The organism is Alteromonas marina, assembly GCF_000808575.1.
Lineage (GTDB): Bacteria > Pseudomonadota > Gammaproteobacteria > Enterobacterales > Alteromonadaceae > Alteromonas > Alteromonas marina_A.
On record NZ_JWLW01000023.1, the window covers coordinates 328,036 to 351,018 of the forward strand.

General features: G+C 46.1%; 20 protein-coding genes. 18 read left to right on the plus strand and 2 right to left on the minus strand.

Translation table 11 applies throughout. The features are described 5' to 3' along the window. Positions 1-38: 38 nt before the first annotated feature. On the minus strand, positions 39-1,181 hold the full coding sequence (gene queG / locus RJ41_RS13715) for a tRNA epoxyqueuosine(34) reductase QueG (RefSeq protein ID WP_039221785.1): 1,143 nt from the start codon (positions 1,179-1,181) through the stop codon (positions 39-41). A gap of 6 nt (positions 1,182-1,187) precedes the next feature. Here queG and RJ41_RS13720 point away from each other — a divergent pair, with 6 nt between their 5' ends. From RJ41_RS13720 to RJ41_RS13790, 15 genes are all read left to right on the plus strand, one after another. Further along, complete coding sequence (locus RJ41_RS13720) at positions 1,188-2,687, plus strand: bifunctional ADP-dependent NAD(P)H-hydrate dehydratase/NAD(P)H-hydrate epimerase (protein WP_039221788.1); 1,500 nt, start codon at positions 1,188-1,190, stop codon at positions 2,685-2,687. 145 nt (positions 2,688-2,832) lie between these two features. Next, entirely contained in the window at positions 2,833-3,315 is a 483-nt protein-coding gene (tsaE, locus tag RJ41_RS13725) for a tRNA (adenosine(37)-N6)-threonylcarbamoyltransferase complex ATPase subunit type 1 TsaE (protein ID WP_039221791.1), read from the plus strand. 85 nt (positions 3,316-3,400) lie between these two features. Continuing rightward, a complete protein-coding gene (locus tag RJ41_RS13730; protein WP_039221795.1) occupies positions 3,401-4,750 on the plus strand; it encodes an N-acetylmuramoyl-L-alanine amidase in 1,350 nt (449 codons plus the stop codon). Between the two features lie 94 nt (positions 4,751-4,844). Further along, complete coding sequence (mutL, locus tag RJ41_RS13735) at positions 4,845-6,710, plus strand: DNA mismatch repair endonuclease MutL (protein WP_039221798.1); 1,866 nt, start codon at positions 4,845-4,847, stop codon at positions 6,708-6,710. Next, positions 6,694-7,647 (plus strand): tRNA (adenosine(37)-N6)-dimethylallyltransferase MiaA, encoded by a 954-nt coding sequence (gene miaA / locus RJ41_RS13740; protein WP_167334071.1) that lies wholly within the window; start codon positions 6,694-6,696, stop codon positions 7,645-7,647. The genes mutL and miaA overlap by 17 nt, the downstream gene beginning before the upstream one ends. Positions 7,648-7,725: 78 nt before the next feature. Continuing rightward, positions 7,726-7,974 carry an RNA chaperone Hfq gene (gene hfq, locus RJ41_RS13745; protein ID WP_014951092.1) on the plus strand — a complete coding sequence of 83 codons (249 nt, stop codon included), beginning with the start codon at positions 7,726-7,728 and terminating at the stop codon, positions 7,972-7,974. 17 nt (positions 7,975-7,991) lie between these two features. Beyond that, the gene (gene hflX / locus RJ41_RS13750) at positions 7,992-9,281 is read left to right on the plus strand and encodes a ribosome rescue GTPase HflX (RefSeq protein WP_039221803.1); all 1,290 of its coding nucleotides are present in this window, start codon (positions 7,992-7,994) and stop codon (positions 9,279-9,281) included. A gap of 67 nt (positions 9,282-9,348) precedes the next feature. Beyond that, positions 9,349-10,500 (plus strand): FtsH protease activity modulator HflK, encoded by a 1,152-nt coding sequence (hflK, locus tag RJ41_RS13755; RefSeq protein WP_039221806.1) that lies wholly within the window; start codon positions 9,349-9,351, stop codon positions 10,498-10,500. Positions 10,501-10,505: 5 nt separating this feature from the next. Further along, on the plus strand, positions 10,506-11,387 hold the full coding sequence (hflC, locus tag RJ41_RS13760; RefSeq protein WP_039221808.1) for a protease modulator HflC: 882 nt from the start codon (positions 10,506-10,508) through the stop codon (positions 11,385-11,387). Positions 11,388-11,683: 296 nt separating this feature from the next. After that, a complete protein-coding gene (locus RJ41_RS13765; RefSeq protein ID WP_420805511.1) occupies positions 11,684-13,285 on the plus strand; it encodes an AbgT family transporter in 1,602 nt (533 codons plus the stop codon). A gap of 212 nt (positions 13,286-13,497) precedes the next feature. Further along, positions 13,498-14,577, plus strand: coding sequence for a ferrochelatase (gene hemH, locus RJ41_RS13770; RefSeq protein WP_039221813.1), 1,080 nt, complete (start codon positions 13,498-13,500; stop codon positions 14,575-14,577). Positions 14,578-14,670: 93 nt separating this feature from the next. Further along, positions 14,671-15,072, plus strand: a complete 402-nt coding sequence (locus RJ41_RS13775) for a DUF4112 domain-containing protein (RefSeq protein WP_039221816.1) — start codon at positions 14,671-14,673, stop codon at positions 15,070-15,072. 143 nt (positions 15,073-15,215) lie between these two features. After that, entirely contained in the window at positions 15,216-16,100 is an 885-nt protein-coding gene (locus tag RJ41_RS13780) for a dioxygenase family protein (protein WP_039221819.1), read from the plus strand. A 151-nt stretch (positions 16,101-16,251) separates the two neighbouring features. After that, positions 16,252-17,892 carry an acetolactate synthase large subunit gene (locus RJ41_RS13785; RefSeq protein ID WP_039221823.1) on the plus strand — a complete coding sequence of 547 codons (1,641 nt, stop codon included), beginning with the start codon at positions 16,252-16,254 and terminating at the stop codon, positions 17,890-17,892. Between the two features lie 32 nt (positions 17,893-17,924). Next, complete coding sequence (locus tag RJ41_RS13790) at positions 17,925-19,355, plus strand: aldehyde dehydrogenase family protein (RefSeq protein WP_039221826.1); 1,431 nt, start codon at positions 17,925-17,927, stop codon at positions 19,353-19,355. A gap of 84 nt (positions 19,356-19,439) precedes the next feature. Here the strand turns inward: RJ41_RS13790 and RJ41_RS13795 are convergent, their stop codons facing one another. Then, on the minus strand, positions 19,440-19,799 hold the full coding sequence (locus RJ41_RS13795; protein ID WP_014951082.1) for a DUF2237 family protein: 360 nt from the start codon (positions 19,797-19,799) through the stop codon (positions 19,440-19,442). A gap of 164 nt (positions 19,800-19,963) precedes the next feature. Here RJ41_RS13795 and ubiG point away from each other — a divergent pair, with 164 nt between their 5' ends. From ubiG to RJ41_RS13810, 3 genes are all read left to right on the plus strand, one after another. Continuing rightward, positions 19,964-20,716: a bifunctional 2-polyprenyl-6-hydroxyphenol methylase/3-demethylubiquinol 3-O-methyltransferase UbiG gene (ubiG, locus tag RJ41_RS13800; protein WP_039221832.1), complete on the plus strand. Its 753-nt coding sequence runs from the start codon at positions 19,964-19,966 to the stop codon at positions 20,714-20,716. Positions 20,717-20,965: 249 nt separating this feature from the next. Then, positions 20,966-21,955 carry an esterase/lipase family protein gene (locus tag RJ41_RS13805; protein WP_039221834.1) on the plus strand — a complete coding sequence of 330 codons (990 nt, stop codon included), beginning with the start codon at positions 20,966-20,968 and terminating at the stop codon, positions 21,953-21,955. Then, on the plus strand, positions 21,955-22,953 hold the full coding sequence (locus RJ41_RS13810) for a lipase secretion chaperone (RefSeq protein WP_039221837.1): 999 nt from the start codon (positions 21,955-21,957) through the stop codon (positions 22,951-22,953). Before RJ41_RS13805 ends, RJ41_RS13810 begins: the two co-directional genes overlap by 1 nt. Positions 22,954-22,983: the final 30 nt, after the last annotated feature.

Genomic DNA, 22,983 nt, shown 5'->3' on the forward strand with positions numbered 1-22,983 from the left:
ATGAATTCTCGGTATGCCTTATTCAAGCGTGTACTGCGTTAAGCGTCTCTTGGTAAGCCTTTCTCAATTACGCGAATGAGCCGCGCTTGCTGCCTGTTTTTTGCATCAGACGCTTGTTGCTTCTCTTGCTGCCGCTTAAGGGCCCAATCAATATGTCTGTCCACCAAGTCACTCACGCTCCCTCGTCTTTCTTTCAAAAGCAGAATGCTTTGTTCATCATACGGAGCGTTTCCTAACGCAACGGCAATATTACGCTGCCACTTCTCAAAGCCAATCCGCCTGATGGGAGAGCCTTCCGTATTGCGTAAAAAGGTTTCTTCAGACCAGCCGAAAAGCGCATTGAGACTTTGGCCGTGAAGCACTTGTCGTGGGTGGAAATCTTCTTCACTGGTGACATCGGCAAAGCGATTCCAAGGGCAAACAAGTTGGCAATCGTCACAGCCATAAATGCGATTGCCCATCATGGGGCGTAAACCCTCGGGAATATCTTTGTCTGATTCAATGGTGAGATAGGAAATACAGCGACGGGCATCTACTTTATAAGGCGCAACAATTGCATTGGTCGGGCAGATGGTTAGACACGCCGTGCAGGTGCCGCAACCCTCTTCAATTGGTGAGTCAGTGGGTAATGGCAAATTGATGAACAGCTCACCTAAGAAGAACCAAGAGCCGGCTTCTTTGTTGAGTGTCAGGCTGTGTTTCCCCGTCCAGCCAATACCCGCTTTTTCAGCAATAGCGTGTTCCAATACGGGGGCTGAGTCTACAAACGGGCGATATTGGGTATGTGCCAGGGATGCGGTGATTTTCTCACCTAATTGCTTCAGACGTTTGCGCAGCACTTTGTGGTAGTCACGGCCCAATGCATAGCGGCTGATGTATCCTATTTCTGGCTTTTTTAAATGCTTAGCAAACGAGGCGTCAGGAGGTAAGTAGTTCATGCGAACGCTGATAACCCGTAATGTCCCTGGGACCAACTCATCAGGCCGGGCACGCTTCATCCCATGACTTTCCATAAAGGCCATGTCACCGTGATACCCATTGTCTAACCATTCCTGAAGGTGTGCCTCGTGCTGATGTAGATCAATATCGCTGATGCCAACCTGCTGAAAGCCTAGCGCTGTACCCCAAGCCTTGATATTGTTGGTTAATTCAACAAGGTCGATAGAACTAAATTCGGACATGTGCTCATGCTAGATACTCAATTAACGTCAAGTTTATCATACAAATTATTTCGGGCCGATCAGGTTAGGGAAAATGAGGGACAAGCCGCCGCGGACTCGGGCTGCGATATGTTCACCTTGATGCAACGAGCCGGCGACGTGGTATTTAAGCAGTGTCTTGAGCTTATGCCAAACTCTGACGTTTACTTAGTGCTGGTGGGGCAAGGTAACAACGCGGGTGACGGCTACATTGCAGCAATAAACGCAAAACTTGCGGGTAAACAAGTGCATTTATGTGCGGTTGAGCCTGAACGTACGCTGGAAGGTGATGCTGGCAAAGCACAGCAGCGCTGGCTCGATTCAGGTGGCAGTATCAATGGGTTTGACGCTGCGCTCCTCGAGAAGTCTGATGTAGTGATTGATGCGCTTCTTGGTACAGGTATTAATAGCTATATTCGCAATGAGTTTGCAGACATCATTGATGCGGTGAATACGTCATCAACACCGGTGGTAAGCGTTGATGTGCCGTCAGGGCTTGATGCAAATACAGGACAGAGCCTGGGGCGATGTGTTCAGGCTGATATCACCGTTACTTTTGTGGGCATTAAGCCGGGGCTTGTTACTGGTGCGGGTAAACAATCTTGCGGTAAGTTAGTGTATGCGGACTTGGGTATCGGCAAAGCGTTCCAAGCATTAGCTAAAGCGAGCGCGACCATGCTAAATATCGACCACTTTAAAGGTATGGGGCCACGGGAGATTAACAGTCATAAAGGGACTTACGGTCGACTGTTGTGCATTGGTGGTAACCGCGGAACCGCAGGTGCCATTCGACTCGCCAGTGAAGCCGCACTGAGAAGTGGTGCGGGCATGGTACGCGTGTATACTCATGAGTCGTCGGTCGTTCAGGTCAGTGCAGGCAGACCTGAACTCATGGTTACCGACTTTAATTTGGAAGATGCATTAGCTTGGGCAACCTGTGTAGTTATTGGACCGGGTCTAGGGCAAGATGAATGGGCAGAAAGCGCATTTGAAACCACCATGAAGCACTGTCAAAGCCAAAATAAGCCTGTGGTCATTGATGCTGACGCGCTAAATCTGTTGTGTCAGCAGTCAACCGCGTACACCTTGTCTGACAGTATTTTAACCCCTCACGCTGGCGAAGCTGCCCGTTTACTCGGTGTTTCTATTGATGATGTAGAAAGCGACCGTTTTAACTACGCAAGGCAGTGCTCACAGCGATACCATGCGGTCTGTGTGTTAAAAGGGGCGGGCACGCTTATCGACAATGAAAAGAAAACCTGGGTTTGCCGTCACGGTAATCCCGGTATGGCTACAGCAGGAAGTGGTGATGTATTAAGCGGAATATTGGGTGCGTTGCTCGCGCAAGGTGTAGAAACAGATATTGCAGCGAAATATGGTGTAGTGCTTCATGCTAAGGCTGGCGATGATATTGCCCAACTGTATGGTCAACGTGGTATGATAGCGAGCGATTTGTTTGACGCAGTACGTGCGCTTATAAACCACTAGTTAGCGTGGTTTTGTCTTGAACGGGCAGGCATCTACTGTGTTACACCAGTCCGCATAGAACCTAACTCACCCAGCGCCTTCTGAGTGGGCCATTATCTATGTGGATTGGTATTATTCGGCTTTCTATTACTGTGGAATATTGTTGATGTCTTACCCGCATACCTCTTTTTTTGCTAATGAAGTAGATGATACAGCGCAGCTTGCCAGAGATTTAGCGCAGGCCGTTTCGAGTCAACTCCCTACCGATGCTGTTATTTATTTAAACGGTGACTTAGGTGCAGGGAAAACGACATTTAGCCGATATTTCATTCAATCTTTAGGTCATTCAGGTAGCGTTAAAAGTCCAACCTATACATTGGTTGAACCTTATGAGTTGGACGGCGTCAATATCTATCACTTCGACCTGTATCGCTTAGCCGACCCAGAAGAGTTAGAGTTCATGGGAATTCGCGACTATTTTGGTTCGGGGGCTGTTGCGCTTATTGAATGGTCGGAAAAAGGGGGCGAATACTTGGCATCCCCAGACTTAGTGATTAGTATAAATATTACGCCATCAGGTAGGCAGTTTAATTTGGAAGCAAAAAGTGCCCACGGTGCTAAGCTGCTTCAGCAATGCAAGCGCGTTTAGCGCAAATGCGAAATGAAAGAAAAACTGAATAAATAGCCGCTCCGGAGTTGACGAGAGCAGCATAACAATAACAGAAAGGCTAATTATGGTGCGCAGTATAGTTTCGGTATTATTATTGTGTTTCGTCGTGCATTTCGCACACGGTGCGCAAAATAACATCGACGGGGTTAGGATATGGCCGTCGCCGGACAATACGCGCGTTGTTTTCGATATGAAATCAGCGCCAGAGTTCACCTATTTTACGCTCAAAAATCCGCTTCGGCTTGTCATCGATCTTAATAACACCAGCGACACCGCTAAGCTTTCTGGCATTGAAGACAGCGGTGATTTGATTAAAAAGCTGCGCTACTCCACACCGAAAAACAAATCATCTGCCAGAGTGGTTGTTGAGCTCAATAGAAATACAAAGCCTTCGTTATTTGCAGTAACCCCCGATGGTGCTTACGGACACAGGCTGGTTGTCGATTTACCAGATAGCGCGCCGAAGCCGTCGCCAACGTTATCAGCGTCAGCATTAACTGGCTCTGTCGTTATTGATGATTCTACCAGCGCCCGAGACCGAGACATTATCGTCGCCATCGACGCCGGGCATGGTGGACATGACCCAGGTTCAATCGGTCCGGCTGGTACCTATGAAAAGCACATCACCCTGAGTATCGCCAAAAAGTTGGAAGACATGATAAACCGGGAGCGAGGTATGCGCGCCATCATGACTCGTGGCGATGATTATTATGTCTCTCCGAATCGACGTCCTGAAATTGCGCGCGAGAAAAAAGCCGATTTGCTTATATCCATCCACGCCGATGCGTTTAGCCAGCCTCAACCGCGAGGTGGTTCGGTGTGGGTACTATCAATGCGAAGAGCAGACACTGAATTAGGCCGCTGGCTAGAGAAATCTGAACGTCACTCTGAATTACTCGGTGGGGCAGCTGAAGTGATCAATGATAAATCAAGCGAGCGATATCTTACTGAAACCATACTGGGTTTATCGATGGATCACAGCATGGCGACCAGCCACGATTTAGGTAATAAGGTGGTTGAAGAGCTAAAGCAGGTGACCAGTCTGCATAAAAGAAAACCACAAGCCGCCAGTTTTGCAGTTTTGACCGCGCCTGACATCCCCTCTATTTTGGTCGAAGTTGGTTTCATTTCTAATCCGCAAGAAGAGAAGAATCTGAACTGGTCTAAACATCGCGAACGCTTAGCGAATGCCATGTTTAATGCGACTAAGCGTTACTTCAAGCAAGTTCCGCCTGATGGTACACTGTGGGCACAAGAAAGGGCGAACAACCGAACGCACAAAGTAAGAAGCGGCGAGTCGCTCTCGTTATTAGCACAGCGTTACAATGTAAAAGTAAGCAGCATCAAAGCAGCGAATGATCTTTCAAGTGATGTTGTACGCGTAGGGCAGGTACTAAATATTCCGAGAACCTAAACCTAGGTTTTGTTTCATCGGCTTTTTCAGCACTCATTGCACTTACATGTCGTATCGCCACGAATCCATATAGTTAATATCATAGGGTAGTCCTTTGCCTATACAGCTTTTATCTCCCCAACTTGCAAACCAGATTGCCGCTGGTGAAGTGGTTGAGCGCCCCGCGTCTGTGGTTAAAGAATTACTAGAAAACAGCCTTGATGCTGGTGCCACCAAAATAGAAGTCGATATTGAAAAAGGTGGCCACAAACGCATTCGAATAAAAGACAATGGGTCAGGCATTGTCAAAAGTGAACTGCAGCTGGCATTAAGTCGCCATGCAACCAGCAAAATCACCACCCTTGATGACCTAGAACATATTTTATCCCTTGGCTTTCGTGGAGAAGCGCTGGCCAGTATTAGCTCGGTAAGTCGATTAACATTGACCTCGCGCACTCAGTCTCAAGGTGAGGCGTGGCAGGCCTATTGTGAGGGCAGGGAGATGGCGGTAAATATCCAGCCAGCGGCCCACCCTGTTGGCACCACAATTGACGTGGCAGATCTGTTTTACAACACGCCAGCAAGACGTAAGTTTTTACGCACCGAAAAAACCGAATTTCAGCATATTGAAGAAGTCATAAAACGCATAGCACTGAGCTATCCCAAGGTTTCATTTGTTTTAAAACACAACGATAAAGTAGTAAAGCGCTTTATCGCCGACAAAGCAGGCAGTTTAGCCACCCGAATTGGTGCTGTGGTTGGACAAAAGTTTGTTCAAAACGCCGTACATATTAGTACTGAGTATGAAGGTCTTCACATTGATGCTTGGCTAGGTAATGAGGCCATGCTTCGCAGCAGTAATGATTGCCAGTTCAGTTTTGTTAACGGCAGAGGCATGCGAGATAAGCTTATTATGCACGCTATTCGCCAAGCGTACGAAAGCGTTTGGGGTGTGGTGGAGCAACCAAGCTTTGTGGTGTACTTAACGGTTAACCCTAAAGATGTGGATGTAAATGTTCATCCCGCCAAGCATGAGGTGAGGTTTCAACAAGGCAGATTGGTACACGACTTTATCTGTAAAACCGTGAGTGATGCGCTGCACGCCATGACCGATGAACAGCCGTTATCAGGAATGGACGCAAACCACCCTTCTGGCTCAGGCTTTATGTCATCTCAGGTAGAACACGACTATATCAGGCCCTTGCAAGAGCAAACGCCTGATAACGATCGCACATTTAATGAAAACTCTCATTATCCATCGGGGGCATATTCGCAAAATTCGATGCAAAGTCGTGGTCAATACCTTGGTAACGCGAAATCGCCATCAGCGGGAAGTTTTAGTGGTAGCGGTGGCGCGACGTCGTTGCAAGGAAGAGGACAAAGCCGAGGACCAAGCGCTGCATATCAATCTAGCTATAACGCTTTGATGACGCCAAATAGTGCCATTGTTGATAGTGGTAGCGGTGAACAGCGGGTGAATGGTCACGTTAATCTCTCTCCCTCGTGCCGAATTTACCCAAAGTCAGAAAAAATCTACCTTCTTTTTGCAACTAAAGTTGCAAGTATCTGGTTAAGCGAACTATTTTTAAAAGCAGAGCATGGTCAACCGCTTTTGATGCCTGTGGCAGTCTCACTAGAAAACGTCGATGAAAACCTTGTTGAGTTACTAAACGCATCGCATTTTGAGGTGAACAAAGTAGCGGGTAAATACCGCTTGCAGCAAGTGCCAGCGGGAACACGGCATTTACCTTGGTTAAAATGGTTTGAATTCTTTTTATCCATTGAAGGTGCAGGTGAAGTAAATTCGCTTGAAGCAGCGATGAAATCACTGACTTTAAATGAACTCGTGCTAGACGACGAGGTATTGAATACGCTCTGGTACTGGTTGGATCAGCAAAGCGAAGCGAAACAATGGGAAATTATTGAGCAATTTGGTAAAGTGCGCCCCTTAAATTTAGTGCTAGATGTATGGGGAGAATAAAGTGTCCAATGGCATAAATTCTGCATTGCCTGTAATTGCAATTATGGGACCCACAGCATCGGGTAAAACCGGTCTGGCGCTAGATATAGCGGCTAAGGTTGACAGTGAAGTAATTAGTGTTGATTCGGCCCTTGTATATAAAGGCATGGATATTGGCACAGCAAAACCTTCGCAGGACGAGCAAGCAGGTGTAGTGCATCACCTAATTGATATTATCGACCCTGCTGAAAGTTATTCGGTGTCGCAATTTGTAAACGATACCAATGCGCTGATTGGCGATATTTTATCTCGCGGCAAAGTGCCAATTTTGGCTGGCGGTACAATGATGTACTTTAATGCCTTGATAAATGGAATTTCGCCACTACCTAAGTCAGATGAAAAGGTACGGGATGAAATAACACAGCAGGCACAACGCTTGGGTTGGTCTAAATTACACGATGAATTACGTGGTGTAGACCCAATTAGTGGTGAGAGAATTCACCCTAATGATCCTCAGCGAATAACCCGTGCACTAGAGGTGTATAGAAGTACTGGCAAGACGTTGACACATTGGCAACAGCAAGAGGGGGAAAGGTGCCCTTATAATATTGCACAATTTGCCATAGCGCCCGCTGACAGGGCAGTGTTGCACGAACGTATCGCGACTCGCTTCGACATGATGTTGGAAGCAGGTTTCGAGCAAGAAGTATTAAAACTCTATGAGCGCAGTGATCTTCATGAAGATTTACCTTCTATACGTTCAGTAGGGTATAGACAAATGTGGCAGTATCTAGACGGCCAACTGAGTTATGCAGAAATGCGTGAGAGAGGCATTATCGCTACAAGGCAGCTTGCCAAGCGTCAGCTTACGTGGTTACGGGGCTGGGAGCAGGTTACATGGCTAGACACATTTGCTAACGATAATTTGACTAAAATTACAGCGAAAGTCACACTTTAAATGTTTGAGTGTGGTATACATTAGACGTGCGGTGATAGTGAAATTTCTATCACGAATAATAAAAACTAAGGATATCAAATGGCTAAAGGGCAATCATTACAAGACCCATTCTTGAACGCTTTGCGTAAGGAACGTATTCCAGTATCAATTTATCTGGTAAATGGTATTAAACTTCAGGGACAGGTTGAGTCATTCGACCAGTTCGTTATTTTACTGAAGAACACAGTAAGCCAAATGGTGTATAAGCACGCAATTTCTACTGTTGTTCCAGCACGCGCTATCACTATGCCTAGCGCAGGAGATTCTGAAAATACTAAAGGTGAATAAATTAAAAGGTAACGCGCTTGTTTGACCGTTATGAAGCCGGTGAACAGGCTGTACTTGTTCATGTTAATTTTTCCGACGAGAACAGTAAAGAAGACTTAGGTGAGCTTGAATTGCTTGTGTCTTCAGCAGGGGTGAATGCGGTAGAGGTTATTACGACGTCACGCAGTGCGCCTCATGCTAAGTTTTTTGTCGGATCAGGTAAGGCAGAGGAAATAGCAGCAGCGGTTAAAGCACATGATGCTAACGTTGTTATTTTCAACCACGCGCTTTCTCCTTCTCAGGAGCGAAATTTAGAAGCGGTGTGTAAATGCCGGGTGTTAGATAGAACCGGGCTAATTCTCGACATTTTTGCGCAGCGCGCAAGAACACATGAGGGTAAGCTCCAGGTCGAACTAGCCCAGTTGAGGCATATCTCAACCCGTCTTATCAGAGGATGGACCCACCTCGAGCGTCAAAAAGGTGGTATTGGTCTTCGCGGTCCAGGTGAGACACAGCTAGAAACTGACCGTCGATTGCTTCGTGGACGTATTAAAGCCATTCTTCGTCGATTGGAGAAAGTGCAAAAGCAACGCGAGCAGGGTCGTCGCTCGCGCAAACGCGCTGAAATTCCAACGGTATCCTTAGTTGGCTATACGAATGCGGGAAAATCGACGCTGTTTAACACCATTACCGACTCACACGTTTACGCTGCCGATCAGCTGTTTGCAACGCTGGACCCAACGTTACGTAAAATCGAGTTAAAAGATGTTGGTCCCGCTATTTTGGCCGACACGGTTGGTTTTATTCGTCATCTTCCCCACGACTTAGTTGCTGCGTTCAAAGCGACTCTTCAAGAGACTCAAGAAGCAGATTTACTGCTCCATGTGGTTGATATTGCTGATGCAAAATATCGCGAAACCATGGATGAAGTTAATGATGTACTTGAAGAAATTGAAGCTGGAGAGATTCAACAATTACTAATCTGTAATAAGATTGATAAACTAGACGACGTTCAACCGCGTATAGAAAGAAACGACGAAGGCGTGCCTGTTAGAGTGTGGCTATCTGCACAAACAGGCGAAGGAACGGAATTATTGAGCCAAGCTTTAACCGAATGTTTAGGTAAAAGCATGGTGAATTACACGTTGAAGATTCCGCCTGCACAAAGTCGATTGCGCGGCGTGTTGTTCGAACTAAACTGTATTGCTAGTGAAGAATACGACAGTCAGGGAGACTGGGTAGTTGATGTAAGAATGCCCGCCGCTGACTGGAACAGGCTTGAAAAGCGTCTGGAAAACGGAATATCAGAGTATGTTGTGCGACATTAGTCAGTGCTAGTCACTGCATTGAGCATGCGAAATTCAAAAATATAACAGTAATCTATGGAGTATCAGCATGGCTTGGAATGAGCCGGGTGGCAATAATAACGACCCGTGGAAGAATCGCGGTGGGAAAGAGCAAGGTCCCCCAGATTTGGACGATGTGTTTAAAAACTTATTTGGTAAGTTTGGAAAGTCAGGTGGCAACGGTGGCGGCTCAGGCAAAAGCCTAGGCGGTATTGGTGCTGGTATTCTTGTAGGTTTACTTGTCGTAATTTGGTTCATTAGTGGCTTTTACACCATTCGTGAAGCAGAGCGCGGCGTAGTCCTTCGTTTTGGTGAGTATCACGAGCAGGTTGAACCAGGTCTTCGTTGGGCACCAACGTTTATTGATTCAGTTATTCCTGTAGATGTTCAGTCAATTCGCGACCAGTCATCTTCAGGTTCTATGCTTACAGAAGACGAAAACGTGGTAAGCGTTCAAATGGAAATGCAATTTCGCGTTGTAGATCCGTATCGTTGGACGTTTGCCGTTGAAAGCCCTGAGCAGAGCTTAAGCCAGTCGCTTGATAGTGCTATTCGCTACGTTGTTGGTCACTCTAAGATGGATGATGTTTTGACTGACGGTCGTGAGGTAACGCGTCAGCGCGTTTGGGAAGAGCTACAAGCTATCATTGAACCCTACAACATGGGTGTTTCCATTATCGATATGAACTTCCGTGATGCTCGTCCACCTGAGCAAGTTAAAGATGCATTCGATGATGCCATTGCTGCACAGGAAGATGAACAGCGCTTCATTCGTGAAGCTGAAGCTTATGCGAGAGAAATTGAGCCACGTGCGCGTGGTCAAGTAAATCGTATGAATGAAGAAGCGCAAGCCTACAAAGAGCGTGTAACGTTAGAAGCGCAGGGTGAAGTGGCACGTTTTGAAGAGTTGCTTCCTCAGTACGAGCGTGCTCCTCAAGTTACTCGCGAGCGTATTTATCTAGAGACCATGGAAGAAGTGTTGGGTAATACCAGCAAGATCATGGTTGATAGTAAAGGCGGCAATAACATGATGTATTTGCCTTTAGATAAGATTATGGAACGCCAGCAATCTACTAATAACAAGAAAACTCGCAATACACTGGAAGGCTTACAAGCACCAGTAACTGATGCTAACGGCCGCAGCCGCAACAGCTCTCCAAGTATGGGCTTGCGTGGCGATAGCTACAGAGAGGGGAGATAAGCACAATGAAGAATTTGTTAATTGCAGTATTTGTTCTTCTTGTAATGCTTGCATCAGGCTCACTGTTTGCAGTTAAAGAAGGCGAGCGCGCCATTGTTATTCAGTTTGGTAAAGTGCAAAGAGACGATGCGACCGGCGATACAAAAGTATTTGAACCAGGCCTTCACTTTAAACTTCCATTTATCGATTCAGTCCGTGTTCTTGATGCGCGAATTCAAACGTTAGATGGATCACCAGACCGCTTTGTAACAAGCGAGAAGAAAGACCTGATTGTTGACTCTTATGTTAAGTGGCGCATAGAAGACTTTGCACGTTACTATCTATCAACGGGTGGCAACAAGCTGCAAGCAGAAGCGCTACTGAAGCAAAAAGTAAACAACGGCCTACGTTCTGAGTTTGGTACTCGTACTATTGCACAAATCGTTTCTGGTGAGCGTTCAGCGCTTATGAACCAAGCAATGGAACAAGCTTCTACATCGTCTGACGAGCTTGGTATTGAAATTGTAGACGTACGCGTTAAGCAGATTAACTTACCTACTGAGGTGAGCAACTCGATCTTCCAGCGTATGCGCGCAGAGCGTGCCGCCGTAGCTCGTGAGCACCGTTCAGAAGGTCAAGAGCAAGCCGAAGTCATTAAGGCGAACATCGATGCTAAGGTAACGGTAATGCTTGCTGATGCTGAGCGTAATGCTCGACAACTTCGCGGTGAAGGTGATGCGATTGCGGCACAAATTTACGCTGACGCTTACTCAAAGAACGCTGATTTTTACAGCTTCCTGCGCAGTATGGATGCGTATAAGCAAAGCTTTAACAGCAAACAAGATGTCATGGTTATTGCACCAGATAGCGACTTCTTCAAGTATATGAACAAGTCAAACGGTAACTAAATAGCCGTAATTTGAAGCTTTAAAAACCAGTCTTTTTAGACTGGTTTTTTTACGCCTTTCAAAAGGCTAAAGGTATGATATAGCGAGTTATATTTCATCTGTGTAGCCGGGCAATTTTAGGAAAATATACACTGACTTAACCCTTCATTTACCCTACCTACTGCCAAATTTTCACAGAATCGGGTAAAATACCACCTGAATATTATTAAAACACGTCACTATTTATGTACAAGGTTGATGCCTTCCCAGCATTAACCTTGGTGTGGTAGACGTCAATAAACGACAGAGGGAAGATTTTGACAACGGAAAATACAAATACAGTGTCTGCCGATGATAGGGGCGGACAAGGTGGGTTATTCTCGCGATTTCTCACCACGGTGGAATGGTTAGGAAACCTGCTCCCACATCCAGTAACGCTGTTCGCTCTGCTTTCACTTTTTATAGTGTTACTTAGTGGGATACTTGGTTACTTTGACATTGCTGTAGCTGACCCTCGCCCAATAGGTGCAAAGGGGCGCGAAGAAGACGGTATGATTGAAGTCATATCGCTGATGAGCGCAGAAGGTTTGCAGCGAATAGTGACAGGCTTGGTTACCAATTTCACAGGCTTTGCGCCGCTGGGTACCGTACTTGTTGCGCTTCTTGGTGTATCGGTAGCAGAACATTCTGGCCTTTTGTCGGCAGCTATGCGCGCATTGGTGATGAATGCCTCTAAACGTGCCGTGACCTTTGCTATCGTCTTCGCAGGTATCATTTCAAACACAGCATCAGAGCTTGGCTACGTGGTACTTATTCCACTGGCAGCGATGATTTTCCACTCGTTAGGTCGTCACCCGTTAGCGGGTCTGGCCGCCGCGTTTGCAGGTGTATCGGCTGGCTATAGCGCCAACCTACTGCTTGGAACTGTTGACCCACTGTTGTCGGGTATCACGGAAGCCGCTGCTCACATGATTGACCCCGACTATATGGTAGGCCCAGAAGTAAACTGGTACTTCATGTTCATCAGTACCTTCGTTGTAGCCACAATGGGAGCGTTGGTCACCGAAAAGGTTGTTGAGCCGAGACTCGGTAAATTTGACCCTGCTGATGCTTCCATAGATTTAGGCAAGCAATCAATGGACGCGCCTACGGATTTAGAAAAGAAAGGCCTGCGTTGGGCAGGTATATCGTTTGTTATTGTTTGCGCGATACTAGCGCTAACGGTAGTGCCAGAAAACGGTATATTGCGTCATCCAGAAACAGGTGAAGTAGCGGGCTCTCCGTTCCTTAAAGGCATTGTTGCATTCATATTTATCACCTTTGCTATTCCTGGCTTTGTTTACGGTAAAGTTACCAAGTCGATGAAGAACGACAAAGATGTTATTGATGCCATGTCTAAAAGCATGGGGGCAATGGGTCTTTACATTACGCTAGTGTTCTTTGCTGCGCAGTTTGTTGCGTTTTTCAAATGGACAAACCTAGGCACAGTATTAGCCGTTAAAGGTGCTGCGTTGTTACAAGCGGCAGGGTTAGATGGCCCAGCGGTGTTTGTTCTGTTCATATTGATGTGTGGTGTAGTGAACCTGTCGCTAGGGAGTGCATCAGCGCAATGGGCGGTAACAGCACCTATTTTTGTGCCAATGCTCATGCTCATAGGTTACGCGCCTGAAGTGATTCAAGCTGCATACCGTATTGGTGATTCAGTCACAAACGTTATCGCACCTATGATGAGCTATTTCGGACTCATCTTGGCCATGGCTGCAAGGTACAAGAAAGACTTGGGAATGGGCACGCTCATTGCCATGATGCTGCCTTACTCAATGGTGTTTATCGTAGGTTGGACAATTTTGTTCTACATTTGGGTGTTCCTACTCGGTATGCCGGTAGGCCCGGGCGCAGCGACTTACTATCAGCCTTAAATAGATAGCTTTACGGGCTGCCACACGCATAATGCGGCAGCAAACTAAGAAAGCGGCATGTGTTTTTGAAAAGTATTTTCGAACACCTGTCGCTTTTTTAATGTCCAAAATCTATTAACGCAATCGCACTTTTTTGGCGTTATAGCAGATCATAATCTAAGGTAATTCAGTATAATACGGATATAGCGCAGTACTTCTCGGACTATGAATATATGAAATACAAATCGAACAAAGGTTTTACTCACGGGCAACCAGATAAAATTGGCGTACTGGTAACGAATTTGGGGACACCGGAAGCGCCAACTAAGCAGGCGTTACGCCCTTATTTGAAAGAGTTTCTTTCTGACCCGCGGGTTGTGGAAGTGCCTAAAGCGATTTGGTGGTTTGTATTAAATGGTATCATTTTAAACTTTCGCCCTAAGCGTTCTGCTGAGGCTTATTCCACCGTATGGACTGAAGAAGGCTCTCCACTTATGGCTATTACTAAAGCGCAAGCATCAGCTATTGCTGAACGCTGTAAAGCCCAATATGGCGATGACGTAATTGTTGATTTTGCCATGCGCTACGGCAAGCCCGCCATTGGTGATACCATCGAGTCCATGTTGGAAAAAGGCGTACGCAAACTCGTCGTTTTACCGCTTTACCCTCAATACAGCGCGTCGACAACTGGCTCCACATTTGATGCTATCGCTAAGGATTTCACCTCTCGCCGTTGGCTCCCAGAACTTCGCTTCGTGAATCACTATCACGACCGCGATAATTTCATTACCGCGCTGGCGAACAAAGTAAAAGCGCATTGGGAAACCCATGGAAAAGCGGACAAGCTTATTTTGTCTTACCACGGTATTCCTAAGCGCTATTTAATGAATGGTGACCCCTATCACTGCGAGTGCCACAAAACGTCGCGCTTGCTTGCCGAGAAACTTGGCCTTTCACACGACGAATATATGACAACCTTCCAATCTCGTTTTGGTCGAGAAGAGTGGTTGAAACCGTATACAGATGAAACGTTAAAGTCTTTACCTGAAAAAGGGGTGAAATCCATTCAGGTTATGTGCCCTGGCTTCTCAGCCGATTGCTTGGAAACTATTGAAGAAATTGGTGAAGAGAATCGCGAGTACTTTATGGAAGCTGGTGGTGAACGCTATGAATACATAGCGGCATTAAACAGTGATGAAGAACACATTGATGTGCTCTTTGACATAGTGCAAGAAAATTTACATGGTTGGACGGTAGAATCGGACAATGGTTTGCGTGCAGGCTTAGCAAGAGCGCTAGGCGCTGAAAAGTAGCGTTTGAAAAGCTGACAGTAAACGTTTCGAGAGAAACCAATAGGGAAGTCACCCTTGGTGGCGCATTTATTATATTAAAAGGGAGATAAGGTCGTGGAAGGAAAAGCACCAAAGGCACTACTTAAAGCGCAAAAACTGGCGAACTTGCTGGATACTGCTGTAAAGCTCCCTTTTATCCCAATAAGAATAGGCTTGGATTCAATCGTGGGCCTCATTCCAGGAGCCGGTGACGCGCTGATGCTCTTCGTTTCACTTCGAATAGTTTGGCTGGGAAAATCATTGGGTATGCCCAAAGCGTTAATAGCTCAAATGGTAAAAAACTCAGCCATCGATTTTGGCTTAGGTTTTATCCCATTTGTTGGCGACATCGCGGACATATTTTATAAAGCCAATCAGAAAAATGTCCGTATCATGGAACGCTGGTGGATAAGCGAAAACAAACATGAAGTAGATAAAGTCACACAGAGGGTGCTATCCGAATGGAGTGCTGAATAACCTAGGTTTAGTGACCCAAATGCCTGCGTTTTTTCCACTTTTGCTTATTTACTGTGTAAAGCTACGTAAATCTTGAGTAAATAAGAGAACCTTGTCCTTTAGCTAAATGTCTTTTTTGCAAAGACAACCAAGGGCAATATACGATGACATCAAACAAACTAACGGAAAAGCCGCTCAAGCGACGCCGCTTTATGAAAACTGCGGTAGGACTTACATTGGCTCCTATTGCTATCGGATTGTGGGGGTGTGGAGGTTCCAATTCCACCTCTGACAGTTCCACAACATCTAACTCCTCATCTTCCAATAACGACACCGACTCAAATGCAGGATCAGAAGAAGATTTTGACGGTTGGGCAAGCGGTGGCACGTCAGCTATGACATCAGATTTTCCAGACGATAGTTTATTTGACACTGCTTCTGTATGCAGTGTGGCTCTCACAGGTTCTCAAACGGAAGGCCCGTGCTATTTTCAAAGTGACTATATTGACGACATATCATATGAGCAAACAGGTTTGCCGATGATGTTGTGTCTGCAGTTAATTGATGAAGCCTGCAATCCCCTATCGGGTTATGAAATTGAAGTATGGCATTGCGATGTAGATGGCGTTTATTCAGGAGATACCAGTGATAGTGCCGATGCCAGAGGATTTAATTCGGCATTTTGCACGGGAAATGAAGCGGATGCATTACGTGCGAAGTGGTTCAGAGGTATTGCGGTGACAGATGCTAGCGGAAGAATAAACCTAAAAAGCTGTTTTCCCGGCTGGTACAGCAGCCGAGCTATCCACATCCATTTTCGTATACGTCGCAACAATACTGATCAATTGGTTTCTCAATTTGGCTTTTCCGATAGCTTTTGCCAAGACATTTGTACCAATCATCCCGACTACAGTCACCGGGGTGAGCCAGACACGTTGCTGGGGCAAGATACAGTGTTTGGCAGTGACTACAATGAATATACATTCAATGTGTCTCAAAACGAAGATGGTTCTTTGCTCGCATACAAGCGCATAATAATCAGTGATTAGACTTCCTTTTTCTCTCCTATACACTATTTTTTAACATGCCCGTTAGCTACGGGCATTTTATTACGCACAGTAAACCCATTCGCAGCATTGTTTCGTAGCACAACTAAGAATAACTTTATTTCCTGCTCAAATTACAAGGAGCGTGCAGCACATGAAAGCGTCCGACTTATTTGTGAAAGCGTTAGAAGCAGAAGGCGTGGAGTACGTCTTTGGTATCCCAGGCGAAGAAAACCTAGACTTACTTGAGTCGTTGCGCGAGTCCTCCATTAAGCTGGTGCTGACGCGTCACGAGCAAGGTGCTGGTTTTATGGCTGCTACTTACGGCAGGCTTACCGGAAAAGTGGGAGTGTGCCTTTCGACCTTAGGGCCTGGTGCCACTAATTTAGTTACGCCCGCAGCCTATGCTCAGTTAGGCGCGATGCCAATGTTGATGATAACGGGGCAAAAGCCAATCAAAACCAGCAAGCAAGGTCGCTTTCAAGTTATCGATATCGTGGACATGATGCGGCCCATTACCAAATTCACCAATCAAATAGTAAGTGGAGACCGAATACCTTCTACCGTTCGAGAGGCTTTCCGACTGGCGTCAGAAGAGCGCCCTGGCGCAGTGCACTTAGAATTGCCTGAAGATATTGCAGCGGAGCAAACGAATGCGCAGCTTTTAACACCCAGTAGAACGCGTAGACCCATCGCCGAATATAAAGCAATCGCTTCTGCCATCACAATGATAGAAGAGGCTCAATCTCCTTTGTTATTGATTGGCGCAGGCGCAAATAGAAAGCTTACTGCAAAAATGCTAAGGGAGTTTGTTGATAAAACCTGCATTCCGTTTGTTACAACTCAAATGGGTAAAGGGGTGCTGAACGAAAGCGATCCTCGTTTTGCAGGAAACACCGCATTGTCTGACGGCGATTTTGTGCATAGAGCTATTGAGCGTGCAGACCTTATTATCAACGTAGGCCACGATGTGGTAGAAAAGCCACCATTCTTCATGCATCACAACGATAAAAAAGTGATTCATGTTAACTTTGATTCGGCTGCAGTAGACCCTGTTTACTTCCCACAACTCGAAGTAGTTGGAGATATTGCTAATAGCATTTGGCAGATAAAAGAAGGCATTACTCCCCAAGACAGTTGGAAACTCGACTTCTACAAAGATGTGCATCAAGCCTATGTAGACCACCGTGCTGAAGCAGAAGATGACGACCGGTTCCCCATTTTACCCGAACGCTTAGTACGCGACATACGAAAGGTGATGCCAGACAATGGTATCGTCACTTTAGACAACGGGGTTTATAAAATTTGGTTTGCAAGAAACTACCCGGCTTATCACCCAAACACGCTGCTGCTGGATAACGCGCTTGCGTCGATGGGGGCTGGCTTGCCCTCAGCGATCGCTGCAAAACTCGTTAACCCAGATGCGCCCGTGTTAAGTGTATGTGGTGACGGTGGCTTTATGATGAATAGCCAAGAAATTGAGACCGCCGTCAGGCTTAAGCTAGACCTTGTGGTGATCATCTTGCGTGATGACGCGTACGGAATGATTAAGTGGAAACAAGCAAACATGCAGTTTGATGAGTTTGGCTTAGATTATGGTAATCCCAACTTTGTAAAATATGCGCAAAGTTATGGTGCGCAGGGCTGGAGAGTTGACGACGCGGATGTACTTATTCACTTAGTTGATAAGTGTTTGAACACAAAAGGCGTACATATTATCGATTGTCCAGTTGATTACAGTATGAATGACAAAACACTAAATCATACGATTAAAGAGCTTAGCGCCAAGCTTTAAGCCAAACGTAACAGAAAGGTAAGGAGTAAAAAATGTTGAAGGAAAGCTATCCCTATTATTTAGCGAGTGAGCCACATTATGCCAATACCGACTTGGACGTGACTAATAAATACACCGGAGAGGTAGCAACCAAGGTGGCGATGGCCGATGCGGATACCATCGATAAGGCCATTGCTGCAGCAGAAGAAGCGCAGCCTGCGATGGCCGCCATGGCTCCTTTCGAAAGACAAGCGGTGCTAGAGCACTGTGTGAAGCGCTTTACCGAAAGAGCCGATGAGTTGGCACAAGCGCTTTGTATAGAGGCTGGTAAGCCAATTAAAGACGCTAAGGGCGAAGTCAGCCGCCTTATCGATACCTTCAAAATAGCGGCAGAAGAATCAGTGCGTATTAACGGCGAGGTGGTGAATTTAGAAATCTCGGCGCGCGCCAAAGGTTATCAGGGCATGACCAAGAAAGTCCCTATAGGCCCATGTTCATTCATATCGCCGTTTAACTTTCCTCTGAATTTGGCTGCGCACAAGGTGGCGCCTGCAATCGCGGCAGGCTGTACTTTTGTACTAAAGCCTGCCTCGCGAACTCCTATTGGTGCGCTCATTATTGGAGAGGTATTAGCTGAAACCGACTTACCCAAAGGCGCATTTTCTATTCTACCTTGTAGCCGTGACGGCGCTGATTTATTCACCACTGATGAAAGACTAAAGCTGCTTAGCTTCACAGGTTCACCTGATGTGGGCTGGGCGCTTAAAGCAAAAGCAGGAAAGAAACCTGTGGTATTAGAGCTTGGCGGTAATGCGGCCTGTGTAATTGATGAAGATGCTGACATTGAAGACGCTATCGACCGCGTAATTGTTGGGGCTTACTACCAATCTGGTCAAAGCTGTATCAGTGTTCAGCGCCTTTTAGTGCATAGCAAAATATACGATGAATTTAAGTCTCGCTATGTAGAAAAAGTGAAAGCCTTAGTGTCTGGCGACCCGTCTAATGAAGACACCTTTATTGGCCCTATGATCTCAGAAGGCGAGGCAGAGCGCCTTCACGGCTGGATTGAAGAAGCAAAAGAGAAAGGTGCCACCATTCTATGCGGCGGAACGCGAGACGGCGCCATGCTTGAGGCTACGGTAATGGAAAATGTACCAAAGGATTGTGATGCCAGTGCCGAAGAAGCGTTTGGCCCTCTATCTATTCTGGTGCCATTCGATGACTATGACGAAGCGCTTGAAGAAGTAAATAACAGCCGCTACGGACTGCAAGCAGGTGTGTTTACCCGCGATATATACAAAGCGCACAAAGCATGGGACGTGCTTGACGTTGGTGGTGTGGTCATTGGAGATGTACCTAGCTGGCGGGTGGACAACATGCCCTATGGTGGCGTGAAGGACTCAGGTCTAGGGCGCGAAGGTATTCGCTATGCGATTGAAGATATGTCTGAAACACGCCTTATGGTTATTCGTACTCCTCAGTAGTAGATTGAACTTCACTGCTCAATCAAGCAATGTTCGCGCAATAGTGCGAATATAAGCATTCGAGGGCGAGGCGGCAGGTTTAGATTAATCTGCCGCGTACTCTTCTAGCAGTGAAAGTGGAATAATGTCTAACGCTTTTTCATGTGTGGCTTCCAAGCGTACTTTCGGCGCTACACCTGCCTCATAGGCTTGTAGCCAGCGAGCGGCACACAAACACCATCTGTCGCCTGCTAACAGGCCTGGAAATGTCATACTAGGCCACGGCGTGATGAGGTCGTTGCCTTGTCGTAGCGAAAACTGAAGGAATTCGTCAGTTACAACCGCGCATACGCTGTGATTACCCACATCAGCGTCTGGTACATAGCAAAACCCTTCTCGCGTAAAGCCAGTATTTCCACAGCATAGCTGTAGCGGTCGACCATAGACATTTTTTGCGTTCGCCAAAATCAGAACCCTCTCTTACAACGTATATTTTAACAGGTATGACTAATTCAAACCGCCAAGTGCGAAATTAGAGTGAATAGAACCTTATCTGTCCACCTTATGACCCTGCTCGATAAGGGTCAACAACAAAGCGCTACGGTAACTACGTTTTAAGGTAAAAAATCGTGCTCGATAAAAGCAAAAAAACAGGCGACAGTAACTTTTCTGAACAAGAAATTTCGCGCTTTGACGCACTGGCAGAGTCTTGGTGGGACCCGCAAGGAAAATATAAAACTGCGCTGGAATTTAATCGTGCTCGACTAAACGTTATAAAAGCACAGATAGAGATTCATTTTGGCAGAGGTAACCTACCGCCAGACTATTCAGCATTATCAATCATTGATATCGGAAGCGGTGGCGGTCTTATAAGTGAACCGCTGGCCAAACTGGGAGCGCAGGTTACGGGTATAGATGCCAGTGCAGTGAGCGTAGAAGTGGCAAAGCGCCATGCTCAAAATACGGGAGTAAAAGTAGACTATCAGCATAAACTTTCAAGCGAGGTAGTAGAAGAAGGTCGGCAGTATGATGTGGTAATTAACGCCGAAGTTGTTGAGCACGTGCCTGACCAGCAGCAGCTTATGCGAGAGTGCGCAAGTTTAGTTAAGCCGGGTGGCCTGCTGATTTTGGCAACGCTGAACCGCACGCTGAAAAGTTATGTTGTTGCCATAGTGGGAGCGGAATACGTAATGCGCTACTTACCTATAGGAACCCATGACTGGAAGAAATTTGTTAAGCCCAGCGAATTAAAAAGCTGGATTGGAAATGAGTTTACCCTTAAGTATCAGGTCGGTATGAGGCTAAACCCACTTAAAGGAGAGTGGCTAACCACTTCGAGCCTGGCCGTAAACTACATTCAAACATATTCCAAACATAAATAAGCGACTATAAGTGTTATTTATGTCCTGTATGTATAGTGAAAATGGTATGGGTTAACATACTTCATACCTGACGCTATCTTTCTGAATTAACTGATTAATAGTAACTAACTCCGTCGAAAACTTACCTATACACAGTAAAAGCCTTTATTAAAGATTTCACACAAAGGTTGATCTTTACATTGTGTTTACATAATAATAACAAAGGTCTGACCACAGACTACACATAACCATAATTATGGGACACACTCGATGACACTATATAACCACTTACGCTCTATAAGAATACGCTCTACAAAACCATGGCTCGGTAAATTCGCCGTTATATTAGCTTTGTTCAGTATGACATTAGGCTTGTCTGGCCAAGCCTACGCTGGCACCTACGCAAAAACCAAGCACCCTATTGTATTAGTTCACGGTCTGTTTGGGTTCGAAGATATCTTATTTGTTGATTATTTCTATAAGGTACCGCACAAACTTAGCCGAAACGGCGCTGTTGTCTATATCGCAGAGGTCTCACCAGCAAACTCGACCGAAGTCCGCGGTGAACAGTTACTCGAGTATATTGATGAAGTTTTGGCGCTATCAGGAGCTGACAAAGTGAATTTAATTGGACACAGTCACGGTGGTCCAACGGCACGTTACGCCGCAAGCGTTGCCCCAGATAAGGTTGCTTCGGTAAGTTCAGTTGCCGGCGTAAACTGGGGAAGCAAAGTGGCAGATGAACTACGAGACGCTTTTTCTGAAGGTTCAGTGGGCGAGGGTGCTGCGGGCGTTGTATTTAATGCGTTCGCCAATATCATCGAGATTGCCTCTGGGTCAGATCCGCGAGACAAACCTACAGATTCAATCGCTGCGCTTAATTCATTGTCTACGTCTGGCTCTGTTGCTTTCAATCAAAAATATCCAGAAGGGATGCCTACTGCCTACTGCCGCAACGATGGAAAAATGTTGGCTGAAAATGGCGTGTACTATTTCTCGTGGAGCGGAGGCAGAACTTACACCAATGCACTTGATGTAGTTGACCCATTCTTAGCTATTACTGGCACCGCATTCAAAGAGCCAAACGATGGGCTAGTATCGACCTGTAGTTCTCATTTAGGCAAAGTACTTAAAGACAACTATAAAATGAACCACCTTGATGAAGTCAACCAGAGCTTTGGCATAACGCACTGGTTTGAAACCGACCCAGTTGACGTGTTTGTTCGTCAGGCTAACCGACTGAAAGGCTTAGGACTGTAGTGGAGAAGCGTCAATTACGCCGTGTTTTTCCAATACTAGGAGGGCTGCTCGCCCTCTTAGTATTCGGTGCTATTCTTTACAACCAGTTAGCGTCTGAATCCCAAACCTCTAATTCAGAAATTTTCAGTCAACGCTCATCCTTAGGTGAACAAGCGAAAGCCGGAGAATATGAGTTAGAAGGAGGCGGTGCAGTACATCAAGTAACTGATGTAGGTAGTCATCGGGATAGTGACACTGATATTGCAGCTGATCTCATTCCCTTTGAACTCAATTACTCGACCAAAGACGCTTTCGATCGCTTCGTATTTGCACGCACCTCAGAAGTGCCGCAAGCAGTGAAACTTGCCTACACAACCCATGCTTATGAAGTATTCACACTCAGCACGCAAGGTGACGCAATCGACTTATTTGCCCGGTATGTCGATTACAAAGTAGCGCTGTCTTTGGTTGAATTGGACGTCGACCTTGCCAGTCACAGCTTGCAGGATGTGTCGTTTAAGCTAGATGAGCGAGAGGAAATTAGACGAACTTACTTTAATAATACTGAATACCACTATCTGTTTAGTCAAGAAGCGCAGGTAGACGAGGCGGCGCTAGCACGTTTAAGTGTTGCCCAAGAAAACACCTTATCCAGAGACGAGAGAAAGGCCCTTATCGTCGAGTCAATTAAAGCGGGAAACTCTGCCGAACGTGAAGCCTTCCAGCCCACGCTTAATATGCATCGAATAAACGAAATAAAAAACAACCACAGCACTATTAACGATCGCTATAACGCAGTGGCGGCTGAATTTGGTAGCGAAGTTGCAGAACGCTTTTCCAAAACATGGGCACAACAAGCTCAGTGGCAAAACAGAATTGCCGAATACAAAACATTCCGCGATAACTTGGCTCAGCAATCTCTTGATTCAAACGCAATAGAAAAAGCACTGCAAGAGTATCAATCTGCCCATTTTACTGACAATGAAATAAAGCGTCTTAAAGTACTCACAGCGCTGTAGCAGCATCTAGATAGAGCTGGTTCAAGACCT

Excerpts from the sequence above, each read along its gene's own strand:
- queG (WP_039221785.1), bottom strand. The coding sequence starts at position 1,181 with ATGTCCGAATTTAGTTCTATCGACCTTGTTGAATTAACCAACAATATC.
- RJ41_RS13720 (WP_039221788.1), top strand. The coding sequence starts at position 1,188 with ATGCTAGATACTCAATTAACGTCAAGTTTATCATACAAATTATTTCGG.
- tsaE (WP_039221791.1), top strand. The coding sequence starts at position 2,833 with ATGTCTTACCCGCATACCTCTTTTTTTGCTAATGAAGTAGATGATACA.
- RJ41_RS13730 (WP_039221795.1), top strand. The coding sequence starts at position 3,401 with ATGGTGCGCAGTATAGTTTCGGTATTATTATTGTGTTTCGTCGTGCAT.
- miaA (WP_167334071.1), top strand. The coding sequence starts at position 6,694 with ATGTATGGGGAGAATAAAGTGTCCAATGGCATAAATTCTGCATTGCCT.
- hfq (WP_014951092.1), top strand. The coding sequence starts at position 7,726 with ATGGCTAAAGGGCAATCATTACAAGACCCATTCTTGAACGCTTTGCGT.
- hflK (WP_039221806.1), top strand. The coding sequence starts at position 9,349 with ATGGCTTGGAATGAGCCGGGTGGCAATAATAACGACCCGTGGAAGAAT.
- hflC (WP_039221808.1), top strand. The coding sequence starts at position 10,506 with ATGAAGAATTTGTTAATTGCAGTATTTGTTCTTCTTGTAATGCTTGCA.
- hemH (WP_039221813.1), top strand. The coding sequence starts at position 13,498 with ATGAAATACAAATCGAACAAAGGTTTTACTCACGGGCAACCAGATAAA.
- RJ41_RS13780 (WP_039221819.1), top strand. The coding sequence starts at position 15,216 with ATGACATCAAACAAACTAACGGAAAAGCCGCTCAAGCGACGCCGCTTT.
- RJ41_RS13785 (WP_039221823.1), top strand. The coding sequence starts at position 16,252 with ATGAAAGCGTCCGACTTATTTGTGAAAGCGTTAGAAGCAGAAGGCGTG.
- RJ41_RS13790 (WP_039221826.1), top strand. The coding sequence starts at position 17,925 with ATGTTGAAGGAAAGCTATCCCTATTATTTAGCGAGTGAGCCACATTAT.
- RJ41_RS13805 (WP_039221834.1), top strand. The coding sequence starts at position 20,966 with ATGACACTATATAACCACTTACGCTCTATAAGAATACGCTCTACAAAA.